This is a genomic window from Kushneria sp. EE4 (assembly GCF_977968315.1).
Genome location: NZ_OZ386212.1, coordinates 997,103 through 1,012,038, shown reverse-complemented (window position 1 = coordinate 1,012,038; position 14,936 = coordinate 997,103). Strand labels below are relative to the sequence as shown.

Genomic DNA, 14,936 nt, shown 5'->3' with positions numbered 1-14,936 from the left:
CCCAGACGACATCAACAAGGAGCCTTCTCATGTGGTACCGCCAGCAGATTACCCTCAAGCCCTACAAGCGCGGTTTTCACCTGATCACCAACGACATTCTGAGCTCGCTCGACCGAATGCAGGAGGTCTCCACGGGGCTTTTGCACCTGCAGATGCTGCACACCTCCGCCTCATTGACGCTCAATGAAAACGCCGACCCCGATGTGCGCCACGACATGGAAGCCTTCTTTCGTGACCGCGTCCCGGGCGATCTGCCCTACTTTCGCCACACCATGGAAGGCCCTGACGACATGCCTGCCCACATCAAGGCGAGTCTCATGGGCACCGAGCTGACCCTGGCCGTCGACAACGGCCGGCTGGCCACCGGCACCTGGCAGGGCATCTGGCTGGGCGAGCACCGTGAAAACGGCGGCAGCCGCCGCATTCTGGCCACGCTGTTCGGCGAGTAATGTTTCAACGAATCACGCTCACACGGCCCGGGGCATCGCCCCGGCCCGCGCTCAAAGCATCATGACTGGCTCTCGCCCTCCGAGACGACCTGAATCGCCTTGATCATCTCGTCACCGTTTTGATCGATGAAGGTTTTCCACACGGGCTGAATGGCCTCCTGGAAGGCCGCCGTGTCCACATCGCGATTGACCTCCATGCCTTCCTCTTCAAGCGTTGTGATCATCTGCTCGGTCTGCTCGGTGTTCATCTGGCGCTGCATGGCCGTGGCGTCCGCTGCCGCCTTCTCGATGATCTGCTGCTGCTCGGGCGTGAGGCTGTCAAAGCGCTTCTGGTTCATGACCATCAACAGCGCCGAGTAGGCGTGATTGCTGATCGACAGATAGTCCTGCACCTCGTTGAAGTTAAACGACACCACGATGCCCAGCGGATGCTCCTGAGCGTCCACCACGCCGGTTTCCAGTGCCGTGTAAAGCTCGGCGACCGGCAGCTGCTGCGGATTGGCGCCGAGAAGCTCGAACATGTTGTTGAGCGTGATCGAGTTGTTGACCCGCATACGCAGGCCCTTCAGATCCGCCGGTTCCCGAATCGGCCCGCGATTATTGGTGATCTCGCGAAAGCCGTTTTCCGGAAAGGCCAGCCCCTTGAGCCCCAGCGCCGGCAGCTTGCCCATCACTTCCTCACCCGGCGCGCCGTCCAGCGCCTGGTAGGCCGCGCTGCTGTCGGTGAACATGAACGGCAGCTCAAAGGCCCCGGCTTCCGGCACCAGCCCGGTAAAGTTGGTCAGCCCCGACAGCGTGATGTCGATAATCCCCGAGCGGGCGCCGTCGATCATCTGGGCGTCGTTGCCCAGCTGCCCGTTAGGGAAAATCTGCACCTTGAGATCGCCGTCGCTGGCCTTTTCCACTTCCTCCTTGAACTTCTCCGCCAACACATGCTGCAGATCGCTTTGTGGTGTGGGGTGCGCAAAGCGCAGCGTGGTCGCCGCCCAGACACTGCTGGAAACCGACATGGCCAACATCAGTGCTGCCGCTGTTGTACCGAGAGTCATACCGAACAGGAATCTTGTCATGTTGTTGCTCCTTGCCTTCGGAATCAGCCGATCAGCCAATGCATCGGCACGGTAATGATCTGGGGTATCAGCACAAACAGCGCCAGCAGCGCGATATACACCAGAACAAAGGGATAGACGCCGCGCACCGCGTTACTCATCGTGGTCTTGCTGATGCCGCACACCACGTTAAGCACGGTACCCACCGGCGGAGTAATCAGACCGATACAGCAATTGATGACAAACATCAGGCCGAAATAGACCGGATCGATGCCCGCCTCGCGCACCAGCGGCATGAACAGCGGCACCAGAATCAAAATCGCCGGCGCCAGATCCATCACCATGCCCACCAGCAGCACCACCACCATGATGGCGGCCATCAAAAGGCGCGGGTTATCGACCAGCGGGCCCAGCAGCTCGGCAAGCTGTTGCGGCAGCTGCGCGATGGTAATGACCCAGGAGGCCACCATCGCCGCGCCGACCAGAAACATCACCAGTGCCGTTGAGCGCCCGGCGCTTTTAAGCACCTGTGCAAGCTTGGCCAGACTCATTTCGCGATAGATCACGGTCGACACCACAATGGCATAGACCGCCGCCACCACCGCCGCCTCGGTCGGCGTAAACACGCCCATGCGAATGCCGACGATGATGATCACCGGCAGCAGCAGCGCCCAGACGCTCTCCTTCAGCGCCTTCACCCGCTCGGCCCGGCTCGCCTTCGGCTGCAGCTCGATGTCGGATTTGCGCATCATGAACCGCCACGTGATCATCAGCGCCACGCCCATCAAAAGCCCCGGCACGATGCCGCCGATAAAAAGCTTGGCAATCGAGATATTGCCCGCCACACCCAGAATGATCAGCGGCAGTGACGGCGGAATGACCGGCGCGATGATGCCGCCGGCGGCCAATAGCCCCACCGAGCGAAACGCCGGATAGCCGCTTTTGCGCATCATCGGATAGAGAATGCTGACCAGCGCGGCGGCATCCGCCACCGCCGAGCCCGAAAGCCCTGCCAGCAGTATCGAGGTCAGAATGGCGACATAGCCCAGCCCGCCGCGCCAGTGCCCGACCAGCGTCATCGCCAGCTTCACGATGCGATCGGACAGCCCGCCGACCGCCATTACCTCGCCGGCAATCATGAAAAAGGGAATCGCCAGCAGGGCGAAGTTGTCCACCCCGTTGATCATCGACTGCGACAGGATGTCGGCGCTGAACATGCCCAGATTGAGCATCAGCGCACCGGCCGCCAGCAACAGCGCAAACGCCACCGGCAGGCGCAGCAGAATCGCCCCGATCAGTACGCCCAGAAACAGTGCCAGCGTCATGAGCGGTGCTCCCCGTTGGCGGCGTGCGCCGCCTCATCGACGGCCGTTGAATGGCCGTCGCCACCCTGCTCGCCCGGGGCCCGCCCGGGCCCCGGGCGCAACAGTCCAATGGTGGAGGTAATGCTCATCAGCGTGCCGGCAACCACCCCGGCCAGATAGAACAGTCCGGTGGGCAGCCCGGTCAGCGGCGAGATGTTGTGCCAGTTGGCCAGCGTCTGCTTCCAGCAGCCCATCAGCAGCATGATCGAGGCGCCCAGAATCACGATCCACAAAATACGCGCGATCACGGAGCGCACCATGGCCGGCAGGCGATCAAAAAACTCCGTGACGGCCAGGTGCTCGCCATCCTTTAAACACAGCGAGGCCCCCAGCATTACCACCCACACAAACCCGAGCCGGGAAAGCTCGATACCGGAGCGTAGGCCCGAGGAGAAGCCGTAACGCAGCACCACGTTGAAAAACACCAGCACCATCATGGCGGTCATCAGCGCCACGATCAGCCACTCGATGCTGCGCCACACCGCGCGAAATATTGTCATTGTTGGTCTCCACGACCCGTCTGGGCCGCCGCTTCGGTTGTTCCCTGTGTAACCCCCTGTTCCCGCTGCCCTTATGTCTGTGCCTGCCTGTGCCCGACGGATCAGTCGTGCCGATCGCGGTCGGACTTTTGATCCAGCTCGGCGATATAGCGCTGCGTCACGGTCAGATCCAGTTCGCCCAGTCCGCGCACGCCCAGGTCCTGATACAGCGACAAAAGCGTCGAGAGCTGCGGCGTCACCACCTGCTGCTGCGCGGCTTCCTCATGGGCAAAGCCGAGATCCTTGATCATGTAGCGGGCAATGCCGGAGGGCGCATAGTCCTTGTCGATCAGGCGCTGCTTGCGCGATTCCAGAAAGCGCCCGCCGGCATAGCCGCCGCCCAGACAGGTCAGAAGTTTCTCGACGTCCAGACCGGCGCGCTCGGCGATGGTGGTGGCCTCCGACAGCGCCACCATGGTGGCCGCCACCACCATCTGATTACACGCCTTGGCCACCTCGCCCGCGCCCAGCGGGCCCAGCAGCACCGGCGTGCCCATCGTCTCCAGCGCGAAACGCGCGCGGTCGAGATCCTCATCCAGACCGCCCACCATGATCGAAAGCGTGCCCGCCTCGGCGCCGTCCGTACCGCCGGACAGCGGCGCGTCCAGCACATGAATCTGCCCCCGGCTTCGTTCATCAAGCCGCTCGGCCAGCGCGCGAACGCCCTCGGGCGAGGATGTCGAACAGATCACCAGCAGCAGCGGCCCGGCAAGCCCGGCCAGCAGGCCGTCATTGCCGTCGATCAGCGCCTCGAGCTGGGGCAGGTCCGGCAGTACCGTGATGATCACATCGCTTTGGCCTGCCAGCGTCCTGGGGGTATCACAGCGCTCGGCGCCGGCCGCCAGTGCCGGGGCGAGTTTTTCAGGCGATCGGCCGAAGACACTGACCCGGCTGGCGACACCGGCCGTTAGCAGATTGCGCGCCATCGGCATGCCCATGCTGCCCAGACCAATCATCCCGACCCGCAGAGCACCGCCCGGCGACGCTTGAGCTTTTTGCATGTGTGTCTCCCTCAAAGTGGCTATGGTGGCCGGCAGCGCTGGGCTTGTCAGGTAGAGGCGCCGGCGCTGCCCTTGCCCAGATTCATCGGATTGGCAATGTGTACGGCCATACTGGACAGCGCCTCGATGGCCTGCAGCTCGATATGATCGTTGCAGTACACCTCCAGCAGCGAGGCGCCCACGGCAAAGCCCTGCTCGCCGCTGTACTGCGGCGCTACCGCCACCGCCAGCCCGCGGATACCGGTAAACACTTCGCCTTTATCCCGTGCGTGCCCCCGACCGCGCACGTCGCGAATCTTGTCGATCAGCGCCTCGAGATCGGTGATGGAATCTGCCGTCCAGGCCGGGCGCGTGGCCGGGTCCTCGAAGCGCTGTCTGAGCTCGTCATCATCAAGACCTGCCAGCAGCGCATTGCCCACCGCCGTGATCGAGGCCGGAAAGCGACTGCCGATGCTTGCCGTCATGCGCAGCGGCAGACGCCCGGCGTGGGCGGCGAGATAGAGCACGTCCGTGCCGTCCAGCACCGCCAGCTGACAGATTTCGTCATGAAGAAAGGGGGTATCGCTGCAGGCCTGATAAAACGCCTGAACCGGGTCCACCGTGCGCAGATACGCCCCGCCCAGCTCCACCAGACGGCGCCCCAGCCGATAGCCGCCCTCCACGCGCTGGATCACCCCTTCGGCTTCCAGCGACAGGCAGATGTTGAAAAGCGACGAGCGGGCCACGCCGAGCTGGCGCGCCATTTCGCTCACGCCCAGCGTTTCACCGGCCGCCGCTTCCAGCAGGGTCAGTACGCGCAGAGCACGCGTCACGGCCGGGGCGCTCATCAGTAGAACTCGACCGTATCAACACGGTTTCTAAGCGCCTCGCCGTTGAGATAGCGCCGGGCATTGTCGGCAAAAAACTCGGCGATCAGGCGGTCCTCGGACTCGCTGAGCGCGGCGGTATGGGGCGTGAGCAGTACGTTGGGCATGTCCCATAGCGGTGAGGTGTTCTCCAGCGGCTCCGAGGCCGTTACATCCAGCACCGCCAGCCCGATGTGATTGTTCTGCAACGCCTGGATCAGCGCGACTTCATCGATGACCGTGCCGCGTCCGACGTTGACGAGAGTAACGCCGGGCTTCATCTCGGCCAGCAGTTCGGCATCAATCAATCCTTCGGTGGCCTCGGTACCCGGCAGCGCGATCACGATGGCATCGGCACGGCGCACACCGTCGCGAAGCTGGGAGGGCGCGATGATTTCATCAACATGGGGGACCAGGCGCTGCTGGCGCGACACCCCCAGCACGTGCATGTCCAGAAGCGACAGCCGGCGTGCCACTTCACGGCCGATACCGCCCAGCCCCAGAATCAGCACCTGCTGCTCGCTGATCTGGCCCATCAGCCAGCGATCGCCCCAGTGATGATCGCGCTGCTGGGCCATAATGCGGGGCAGCTGCTTGGCGCCGGCCAGCACGCCAAACACGGCGTACTCCGCCAGCGGCGCGCCATGCACACCGGCCGAGGTGGTAAACATCACCCGTTCCAGCGCCTCGCCGGAAAGCCCCGCCGCCTTGACCTGCCCGCCACCGCCGGCAGCCATGACGTGCACCCAGCGAAGCTTCGGGTTGGCCTTAACGATTCTGGCCAGCCGCTGCGGGTCGACATCCGGAATGCCGTAGAGCACGTCCGCCTCGCACAGCAGCGCGTCAAAGCGCGCCTCCTCCTCGGGCGTACGCTTGAAATTCGGGTCGCCGGCAAAGTCTGCCGGGTGGCGCATGGGCGGCAGCAGCGACTGGTCGCGCAGCAGCTCGATCTCGGGCACCAGGGACTCGATCAGCGCACACAGTGTCTCGCTTAGTGGCGTGGCTACCGCCACCTTCAGCGTTTTTTGCGTCATGGCGCGCTCCGAAGACCTGCGGTCGTACAGTGGATTGAACATTGTTCAGTGGACTGTACAGCGCACCTGGCCTGCGAGAAGCGCGGCTTTGGTCGATATCGGGACCAAAGTGCAATGCCGGCGGCCTCAGAGCCCGGCCGCCGATACCGGAAGAGGGTTATATCAGCAGGAAGACATATCAGAAGTGGCGTGCCTTTGCTCCAGCGCACGTATCTGCACCAGCAGGGCGTGGTTGATGGGCGTGGCGATGCCGTGGGCCTGCGCCTGTCGCACGATAAAACCGTTAAGGTGCTCGATTTCCCCGGGACGGCCACGGGCCAGATCCTGCGCCGTCGAGGAGTGCTGCCCCGCCATGGTCTCGGCAATCGCCAGGGTTGACGCCCTAATGTCATCGGGAAGCGTTACCGCACAGGCCCGTGCCACGGCCCGACACTCGTCAACGATCATTGTCACCAGCGCCCGGGTGCCTTCAACCGCCATCAGCGCGCCGTAGGGCTGCCGGGTGATGGCCGACATCGCATTCCAGGCGCAGTTGATCACAAGCTTTTCCCACAGCATGCCGGCCACGTTATCGGACACCTGTGTCGGGATACCGGCACACTTGAACAGATTCGCCAGCGACTCACCCACGGGTGAAGCGCCCAGCGCCAGCTCGCCGCGACCGTAGTGGCGCACGTGCCCCGGCCCGGCCATGGCCACCGCGGTATAAACCACCACCGGCATCACCGCACGTTTCACAATGGCGGCGAGCCGCTCGGCGTTATCCACGCCGTTTTGCAGGCTCAACACCACCGCAGTGTCAGACAGCACCGGCGTCATCGCCGCGCCGGCGGCCTCGGTATCGGTGGCCTTGACGCAAAAAAGCACCAGCTCAGCGTCTTTCAGCGCGCTCACATCAACGCTGGCCGAGACCTCGAACGTCTCGCGCCTTGACGCCGTCTCAAGGATCAGCCCTTCCCGGTGAATGGCCTCGACGTGATTGGCTCGGCCGATCAGCGTCACCGCATGGCCGGCGCGGGCCAGCAGCGCGGCGTAGTAGCACCCGACCGCACCGGCCCCCATGATGGCAATCTGCATGTGCTCTCCTCTTATCAGCGGTGACATCATGAGTCATCCTGCCCCACTGCCACACCCGGTCACGAGCGCTATTATGCAAAGCGCCCCCATGCGCTATTGCACACGGCGCCGGCATGAATGTCACAGCAGACGTTCAAGCCGGACGGTTTACAACAGATTTTCAAAAAAGAGACATGGCATGAAGTCACTCACCCAACGTCAACAGTTCATGGGCCTGGCCGGCTGGCTGGTGCTGGCCTATATCGCCGCCGCCATCGGCGCGGTTGCCTCCGTTAATGCTGCCGAATTCTATCAGCAGCTGCAGCAGCCCTCCTGGGCGCCCCCGGCCGGCGCGTTCGGCCCGGTCTGGACCACGCTCTACGCCCTGATGGGCATTGCCGCCTGGCTTGTCTGGCGAGAAAAGCCGACGCAAAACGTGCGCCCGGCACTGACGCTGTTTGTCGTGCAGCTGGCACTCAACGCGCTGTGGAGCTGGCTCTACTTTGTCTGGCAGCTGGGCGCGATCGCCTTTGCCGGCACGGTCGTGCTCTGGATCCTGATTCTCGCCACGCTAATCGCCTTCTGGCGTATCAAACCGCTCGCCGGCGCCCTGCTGGTGCCCTATCTGGCCTGGGTGACGCTGGCCACCGCGCTGACCTGGAGCACCTGGCATCTCAACCCGCAGGTGCTGGGATAAACCGACTTCCCATGCATGACAGCCCGATTGTCCGCGCCTGACCGTGATCAGTGCCGGGCACTCGTCATACGACTTCATGGCCAGAGACCCGGATGTCAGAGACGACCCTAGCCCCGCCCCGTTTTAACGCGCCGGCCGGTGAGATTATCGGCTGGCGTGACGGCAATGTGCTGCGCGCGACCGGCATCCCCTACGCTCGCACCGAACGGTTTCAGCCGCCTATACCACTGGCACGATCTGAAGCGCCGATCGGTGCGACGCAATGGGCACCCGCCAGCCCGCAGCGAACCATGCAGGCCTTCACCCGCCTGTTGGGGGTGTCACCCAACGCCATGGCGCAGCAGGAAGACTGCACCCGGCTGTCCATCTGCTCACCCGATCACCCGGCCACCACACCTCGCCCGGTGATGGTATGGATTCACGGTGGCTCCTACATCTTCGGGGCGGGGGATCTGCCCATCCACGACCCGAAATCACTGGTATCAGAGCAGGATGTGGTCACCGTTAATGTGACCTATCGTCTGGGTATTTTCGGCTTCGCGGGTGGCACCTTTCAGGCAGAGGCAAACACTCGGGAAGAGACCAGGGGACGGCCCGCCAATCTGGGCCTGCTGGACATGATCGCTGCGCTGCGCTGGATCAGGGAGAACATCGCCGCCTTTGGCGGCGACCCCGATAACGTCACCCTGTTCGGCGAGTCGGCCGGGGGCGACGCCATAGCCCACCTGATGTGCGCTGATGAGACCCGCGGGCTTTTTCAGCGCGCCATCATCCAGAGCGCGCCTTTGGGCATTACCCCAGGTCGGCGCACCATGCACACCGCCATGGCCAGAGCCGCCGAAAGCGTCAACGCACACAGTTCACTCAAGGCCTGTCTCGATGCCCAGCAGCGAGTCGAAAAAATCGGCCAGCGCTATCTACCCGGCGGCCTGATGCCCTTTGGCGTACAGTTCGGCCAGGCGCCGCTACCCCGGCTGACACAGCGTCAAACCGCGCTTGAGCAGCGCGCGCCCCACTGCGATGTGCTGATTGGCCACAACGTCGATGAAGCGGAACTGTTCATGCCCGAAGCCGAAGCGCTGCAGGGGCTGTTTCGCCTGCCGGTGATCGGCACGCGGTGTCGGCGCGCGCTCAGCCGAGCCATCACCACCGGACTCTATTCCCGCCCTGCCGAACGCTTTGCCCGGCGCCATGCCAACGCCGGTGGGCGCGTGTGGCGCTACCGGCTTGACTGGGGCAGCGACCGGGCCGCCCGCGGCGCCTGCCACAGTATCGATCTCGCCCTGCTGTTCGCCGGCTGGGACGTATGGCGCCATGCCGGTATTGTCGAGGGGATAACCGAACAGGAGATGGAAACCGATGGTCGCCGCCTGCGCGCGCTATGGGCGCAGTTTGCCCGGGAAGGAAGGCTCGAGGATGAAGGCGAGATAGAGGGCGTGCTGGCGTGGGAGAAAATCACGCCGACATGAGTTGACAGTAAACGCCCACCACTCGTTAAGTGGCGGGCTTTTTCGATGCGCGAATGCGCCGATTTACGGAATGACCTTTTCCGCCCGCAGCCGGGTAAAGAGATCGAAAAAGGCGGCGCGGGTCTCGCGGAATTCGTTAAAGCCGAAATCGCGGCATTTGACCAGATCGTTGACACACTCCTGCTCGCGGCCGAGATCGGCATCGGTGTGCCACCAGGAGGCCAGCTTCGTCACATCCGATTCGACCAGACCGTGCTGCTCGGCAATGTTTTGCCACTCGGGCTCGATGCCGGCCATCTGCTCATCCAGCGGCTGCGGCGTGTCGGGGCAGTCGGCGACTTCCAGGCCGAAAAACTCGCCGATTTCCTGCCACATGCGCCGCCAGCGGAAGGTGTCGCCGTTGACCGTGTTGAACGCCTGATTGTGCGCCCCCGGCGTCAGCGCCGCCCAGGCCATCTGACGGGCCAGCAGCAGCGCATCGGTCATGTCGGTCAGCGCGTTCCACTGAAGCTGCGAGCCCGGGAAGATGAACGGCCGCCCGGTGGCCCTGCAGATCGAGGCATAAACGCCAAGGGTTGTGCCGATGTTCATGGCGTTGCCGCGGGCGTGGCCGATGACGGTATGCGGGCGGTGCACGTTCCAGGCAAAGCCGTACTTGCCAGCGGCCTCGATCAGGATATCTTCCAGCGTGTAGTAGAAATTCTCCCCCGGCACGCGGGGGGCGGACTCGCGAAACGGCGTTTCGACCTTGCCGCTGCCGTAGCTTTCAAACGAGCCCAGATACTGCTTGGTGCCGGTGACCAGCGATGCATGCACCAGCTTTTTCGGGTCCAGTGCGGCGAACAGGTTGTTCATCATCGCGCCGTTGGCCTCGACGTTTTCCCGTTCGCTGTCGCGCTTCGTCCAGGTGCAATAAAAGACATGGCTGATCGGCAGGCCCTTGAGCGCCATGGCGGTGGCATCACCGTCCAGCAGATTGGCCGAGACCGGGATCACGCCCGCCTGTTGCGACGGGTGGCGTGAAAGCCCGTACACGGTCCAGCCGCTGGCGACCAGATACGTGGCCAGATTGCCGCCGGTAATGCCGGTGGCCCCAACAACCAGTGCAACGCCTGTCTGCATGAGACAACTCCCTTATTCGTTCAATGATGGCCGGGAGTATGGCGCTTGCGCCGTGTTGCTTAAATCGAACATGATGCAAATCATTATTGCATCAGGCGCAACATGATGGATCTCAACGCGTTACGCACGTTCGAACGGGTCGCGGCCACCGGCAGTTTTACCGCGGCGGCGCGTCATTTTCACAGGGCGGTGTCTTCCGTGTCGCGTCAGGTCAGCGCGCTGGAGGCAGATCTGGGCGTTCGGCTGCTCTATCGCCATACCCGAGCGGTGACGCTGACCGAGGCCGGCCGGCAGTACTACGAGCAGATTCGCGGCACGCTCGAGCAATTTGATCAGGCCACCGAGGCGCTGAAAAGCCCGGCGCGGACACCGGCGGGAACGCTGCATATCAACAGTCCGGTGGCGTTCGGGCGCCATCAGGTGGTACCGCTGCTGCGCGGTTTTCAAAAGCGCTACCCGGACGTGCGTGCCGAGCTATTGCTTACCGACGCGCTGACCGACCCGGTGCGCGAAGGCAGCGACATTACCTTTCGCGTCGGACAGCTGGCCGACTCCGCCCTGATCGCCCGGCCGCTGGCACCGATGAACTACGTGGTGGCTGCCGCGCCGGCCTATCTCGCCGAGTATGGCACCCCCAAAACGCCACAGGCACTGAAACACCATGACTGCCTGCTCTATCAGGGCGAGATGGGGCGCCAGCGCTGGTACTTTCAGGCACCAGATGAGAAAACCCCCACGGCATTTGAGCTGGCCGGCAGCCTCTACAGCAACGACGCCGACAGCCTGTTGCAGGCGGCGCTTCTGGGTCAGGGCCTTGTGCTCTTCCCCACCTGGCTGATTCACGAGGCGCTGACCTGCGGGCAGCTGGTGCCGCTGCTAAGCACCTGGCGCTGTGAGGTGGTGCCCGAGCGGCGCATGATTCATGTGCTGACCACCGATGGCCGGCTGCGCACGCCCAAGGTGGCGGCGTTCATGGACTATCTTCAGGAAGTGATTGGTGACACGCCGCCGTGGGACGACTGGCAGCGTATCGATCCGTAGGCCTCAGCCTGCCGTCGCGGGCTGCTTATCCAGCCCTGCGCGCCGCCAGCGCACCGGCGCCGTGAGACACACCAGACACGCGATCACCAGTACGATGCCGCCCCAGCCCAGCGGCGGCAGGCGCTCACCGACGATCACGACCGCCAGCAGCGCGGCCACGACCGGCTCGAACAGCGTGATGGTGGTGGCGGTGCTGGCCGGCACTCTCGCCAGCCCGTACCCAAAGCCGATATAGCCCAGAAACATCGGCACCAGTGCCATGTAGAGCCCGACGGCAGCGTTATTGATCGAGGCCAGCAGCGGCGCGCCGGTGAGCAGCAGCACCGGCATCAGCAACAGCCCGCCCAGGCCAAAGGTGGCGCCCATGGCCGCCCGTGTGGGGATGCCGCCCTGCATCAGATGTCGCGCTGACCAGGAGTAAAACGCGTAGGTCAGCCCGGCCACCAGCCCCATCGCCACGCCCTGCAGTACCTGCGTCGTACTGCCCACGCCGGTATGCGCGCCGGTCTCGGCCAGACACAACAGCCCCATGCCGACCAGCCCCAGCGTCGCGCCGATTTTCCAGCGCGCGCCGAGTTTCAGCCCTTCCAGGCGCGATTCGATCAACGCCGAGAGCAGCGGCGCCGAGCCGATCGACACCACCGTGCCGATGGTGACGCCGGCCAGACGCATCGAGGCGTAAAACGCCAGCGGATAGATCGCCACCGCCACCGCCCCGGAGAGCAGCCAGGGCCAACGCGCACGCAGTGATGCCCGAGCCTTTCGGATACGCGGCGCCGCCACCAGCGCCTGCAGCAGCCCGCCCAGCCCCATCGCCACGGCACCAATCGCCACGGCGCTGACCTCGGGAGCAAAGGTCGCTGCCGTACCGGTCGTGCCCCACAGCACGGCGGCGATCAAAACGCCGGCCACGCCGAGCAGGTGTTCGCGAGAGGTCGTATTCATGGGGCATTCACCATCGACCTGGCCATGTCATGGGCCTGACGAACGCAGCAGCTATTGCCTTCAAGGCCTGCGCGCACCATCGCGCCTTCCAGCAGAAAGGCGAGCTGCTGCGCCAGCCGGGCCGCTGTGGCTTCATCACCGGTCAGTTCAGTCAGCGGTGCGACCAGCAGTGCTTCCACCTGACGCTTGTGACCGAGAACCACCTCGCGACCCTCATGGCCGGCCGGCAGTTCGGCGGCAGCGTTGAGCAATCCGCAGCCGCGAAAGCCGCGCTCATAGGCCCACTCGGCGTGATCCTGATAGGCCAGAAATACTGCCAGCACCTGATCCGGGGGTGTGAAGGCTTTTGTCAGCCGCGCCTCATACAGCGCAAGCCACTCGGTGTGACGCGCCTGCAGATAGGCGGTCACCAGTGCTGCCTTGGAGTCGAAGTTGTTGTAGAGACTCTTTTTGGCCACGCCCGCGCGTCTGACAATGGCATCGATACCGGTGCCGGCAATACCGTCACTGTAAAACAGCATGGCCGCTGCGTTGAGCAGGCGCTCGCGAGCGCTGGTCGCCGATGGCGCTTCAGATGATGTCATGGTCATTATCCAGAATGCAGAATAGGTAGACCAGTCTACCTACTTTAGAATTCACGTCAAAAGCCGTGTATTAGTGTTCTTTTATGACCACGGGCGAGGCATTATAGGCCCGGCCTTTCGGACAGAGGCCTTCGATAACCAGAAGGAAGGAACAACATGAGTCAACGGTTAATCTTTATTCTGCTGGCCTTTGCAGGTTTTACGATCTGGATGCTGCTGGATCGATAGCTCTGACCCCGGTGATGTGCCGGCTTGCGACGGCCCCCAGACATAAAAAAAGCCCCGACGCTTCAACGTCGGGGCTTTTTGTGGCGCATCAAACGTTTAGCGCTTGAGCGCTGCCAGCAGTTTCTCGGCCACGGCTTCCGAGCTTGCCGGGTTCTGGCCGGTAATCACCAGGCCGTCTTCCACGGCAAACGGGGCAAAGGCATCCACCTTCTGATAGTCCGCCCCGCGGCGCTTGAGCTCGTCTTCGAGCAGGTGCGGCACCACCTCGGTCAGGCCGACGGCGGCCTCTTCTTCGTTGGTGAAGCCGGCGACCTTTTTGCCCTTGATCACGAACTCGCCCTGCGCGTCCCTGAGATTCAAAAACGCGGTAGGCGCGTGGCAGACCGAGGCGATCGGCTTGTGCTGGCCCAAAAAGTCTTCAAGCAGCGCAATGGAGTCCGAATTGTCGGTCAGATCCCACAGCGGGCCGTGGCCGCCGGGATAAAACACGGTGTCGAATTCCTCGGCGCGCATGTCGGCCAGACGCGCGGTATCGGCAATGCGCGCCTTCGCTTCATCATCGCCATAGAAACGGCGCGTGGCTTCGGTCTGAGCGTCATCGCCTTCGCTGTTGGGGTCGATCGGCGCGGCGCCGCCTGCAGGCGTTGCCAGCACGATCTCGCAGCCGGCATCGAGGAAGGTGTAATAAGGGGCGGCAAACTCCTCGACCCAGAAACCGGTCTTGTGGCCGGTGTCGCCCATCTCGTCGTGAGAGGTCAGAACCATCAGAATACGCGGTGTGCTCATGGAAGACTCCCGAACAGGTGAATTACCCATGAGATGGTTGCGACCCGGCGCAATATCAAGTCACGCCGCATCGGGCTGTTTGTCGCAGGCCGCCCCGGCAGGCATCACGCCGCAGCGATTGCCTTGATGCGTGCATAAAAAATGACCCGCCGACGACTTGTCGGGGGCCATGTCAGCTAGCAATGGCAGGCCGCGCGGGCCTGCCAATGACAGCCTGATTACTTGCCGCAGCTGCAGTTGTGGCCGCAACCTTCGGAACCATCGGCGTGGCCGGTGGCGCAGGCCTGGCAGCAGTACAGCTTGCCGTCCTGCTCGACGGCGTTGTCGTTGACGCCACAGGTGCACTTCGGGCAGGCACAGCTGGTCTGATCGGACATGGTCAAGCTCCTTGTAAGGTGAACACCCCCTTTGTAAACCTTCTACCTTCTATAAGGTCAAGCGTTTTCCAGGAACGACACGATCATAAAAAAGCCCACCGGCAAATCACCGATGGGCCTGATGTTTTTTAAACCGAAAGGGTCTCAGCCCTCTTCGTTCAGCCGCTGGCAGTCTTCTTCGGCTTCCTCGCGCACTTCATACTCTTCGCTGACATAGCGCTCTTCCTGGCTGTCCCAGATGCGAAAGCACTCCAGCGGCATGTCATCCATTTCCTTTTGCTGCTCACGATTGGGCGCGCCCTGAACGTGTGCGGTCGCGTGTTCATGCACTTCATAGCGGATCGCCATGC

General features: G+C 63.3%; 17 protein-coding genes. 4 read left to right on the top strand and 13 right to left on the bottom strand.

From position 1 onward, the window contains the following. Positions 1-29 precede the first annotated feature (29 nt). Positions 30-449 carry a secondary thiamine-phosphate synthase enzyme YjbQ gene (locus ACXMYO_RS04595; RefSeq protein WP_457807960.1) on the top strand — a complete coding sequence of 140 codons (420 nt, stop codon included), beginning with the start codon at positions 30-32 and terminating at the stop codon, positions 447-449. A 59-nt stretch (positions 450-508) separates the two neighbouring features. On the opposite strand, the gene ACXMYO_RS04590 is transcribed toward ACXMYO_RS04595, so the two are convergent. From ACXMYO_RS04590 to ACXMYO_RS04560, 7 genes are all read right to left on the bottom strand, one after another. Further along, a complete protein-coding gene (locus tag ACXMYO_RS04590; protein WP_457807959.1) occupies positions 509-1,519 on the bottom strand; it encodes a DctP family TRAP transporter solute-binding subunit in 1,011 nt (336 codons plus the stop codon). Positions 1,520-1,542: 23 nt separating this feature from the next. After that, positions 1,543-2,823 carry a TRAP transporter large permease subunit gene (locus ACXMYO_RS04585; protein ID WP_457807958.1) on the bottom strand — a complete coding sequence of 427 codons (1,281 nt, stop codon included), beginning with the start codon at positions 2,821-2,823 and terminating at the stop codon, positions 1,543-1,545. After that, positions 2,820-3,362 carry a TRAP transporter small permease gene (locus tag ACXMYO_RS04580; protein WP_457807957.1) on the bottom strand — a complete coding sequence of 181 codons (543 nt, stop codon included), beginning with the start codon at positions 3,360-3,362 and terminating at the stop codon, positions 2,820-2,822. Before ACXMYO_RS04580 ends, ACXMYO_RS04585 begins: the two co-directional genes overlap by 4 nt. Positions 3,363-3,463: 101 nt before the next feature. Next, positions 3,464-4,402 (bottom strand): NAD(P)-dependent oxidoreductase, encoded by a 939-nt coding sequence (locus ACXMYO_RS04575; RefSeq protein ID WP_457807956.1) that lies wholly within the window; start codon positions 4,400-4,402, stop codon positions 3,464-3,466. 47 nt (positions 4,403-4,449) lie between these two features. Then, positions 4,450-5,229: an IclR family transcriptional regulator gene (locus ACXMYO_RS04570; protein ID WP_457807955.1), complete on the bottom strand. Its 780-nt coding sequence runs from the start codon at positions 5,227-5,229 to the stop codon at positions 4,450-4,452. Next, a complete protein-coding gene (locus tag ACXMYO_RS04565) occupies positions 5,229-6,281 on the bottom strand; it encodes a D-2-hydroxyacid dehydrogenase (RefSeq protein ID WP_457807954.1) in 1,053 nt (350 codons plus the stop codon). The genes ACXMYO_RS04570 and ACXMYO_RS04565 overlap by 1 nt, the downstream gene beginning before the upstream one ends. Positions 6,282-6,443: 162 nt before the next feature. After that, positions 6,444-7,358, bottom strand: coding sequence for a ketopantoate reductase family protein (locus tag ACXMYO_RS04560; protein ID WP_457807953.1), 915 nt, complete (start codon positions 7,356-7,358; stop codon positions 6,444-6,446). Between the two features lie 178 nt (positions 7,359-7,536). Here ACXMYO_RS04560 and ACXMYO_RS04555 point away from each other — a divergent pair, with 178 nt between their 5' ends. After that, complete coding sequence (locus ACXMYO_RS04555; RefSeq protein WP_457807952.1) at positions 7,537-8,034, top strand: TspO/MBR family protein; 498 nt, start codon at positions 7,537-7,539, stop codon at positions 8,032-8,034. Positions 8,035-8,126: 92 nt separating this feature from the next. Continuing rightward, positions 8,127-9,503 carry a carboxylesterase family protein gene (locus tag ACXMYO_RS04550; RefSeq protein WP_457807951.1) on the top strand — a complete coding sequence of 459 codons (1,377 nt, stop codon included), beginning with the start codon at positions 8,127-8,129 and terminating at the stop codon, positions 9,501-9,503. 63 nt (positions 9,504-9,566) lie between these two features. Here the strand turns inward: ACXMYO_RS04550 and ACXMYO_RS04545 are convergent, their stop codons facing one another. Continuing rightward, positions 9,567-10,625 (bottom strand): SDR family oxidoreductase, encoded by a 1,059-nt coding sequence (locus tag ACXMYO_RS04545; protein WP_457807950.1) that lies wholly within the window; start codon positions 10,623-10,625, stop codon positions 9,567-9,569. A 102-nt stretch (positions 10,626-10,727) separates the two neighbouring features. Here ACXMYO_RS04545 and ACXMYO_RS04540 point away from each other — a divergent pair, with 102 nt between their 5' ends. Next, positions 10,728-11,666 carry a LysR family transcriptional regulator gene (locus ACXMYO_RS04540; RefSeq protein ID WP_457807949.1) on the top strand — a complete coding sequence of 313 codons (939 nt, stop codon included), beginning with the start codon at positions 10,728-10,730 and terminating at the stop codon, positions 11,664-11,666. 3 nt (positions 11,667-11,669) lie between these two features. Here the strand turns inward: ACXMYO_RS04540 and ACXMYO_RS04535 are convergent, their stop codons facing one another. The 5 genes from ACXMYO_RS04535 to ACXMYO_RS04515 all read right to left on the bottom strand — a co-directional run bounded on the left by ACXMYO_RS04535 (position 11,670) and on the right by ACXMYO_RS04515 (position 14,934). Next, positions 11,670-12,611 (bottom strand): DMT family transporter, encoded by a 942-nt coding sequence (locus ACXMYO_RS04535; RefSeq protein ID WP_457807948.1) that lies wholly within the window; start codon positions 12,609-12,611, stop codon positions 11,670-11,672. Continuing rightward, positions 12,608-13,195, bottom strand: a complete 588-nt coding sequence (locus tag ACXMYO_RS04530; RefSeq protein WP_457807947.1) for a TetR/AcrR family transcriptional regulator — start codon at positions 13,193-13,195, stop codon at positions 12,608-12,610. The genes ACXMYO_RS04535 and ACXMYO_RS04530 overlap by 4 nt, the downstream gene beginning before the upstream one ends. A 324-nt stretch (positions 13,196-13,519) precedes the next feature. Continuing rightward, positions 13,520-14,209: a type 1 glutamine amidotransferase domain-containing protein gene (locus ACXMYO_RS04525; protein WP_457807946.1), complete on the bottom strand. Its 690-nt coding sequence runs from the start codon at positions 14,207-14,209 to the stop codon at positions 13,520-13,522. Between the two features lie 218 nt (positions 14,210-14,427). Beyond that, positions 14,428-14,586: a metallothionein gene (locus ACXMYO_RS04520; RefSeq protein WP_438767153.1), complete on the bottom strand. Its 159-nt coding sequence runs from the start codon at positions 14,584-14,586 to the stop codon at positions 14,428-14,430. A 144-nt stretch (positions 14,587-14,730) separates the two neighbouring features. Beyond that, positions 14,731-14,934 (bottom strand): hypothetical protein, encoded by a 204-nt coding sequence (locus tag ACXMYO_RS04515; protein ID WP_438767152.1) that lies wholly within the window; start codon positions 14,932-14,934, stop codon positions 14,731-14,733. Between the last annotated feature and the right edge of the window lie 2 nt (positions 14,935-14,936).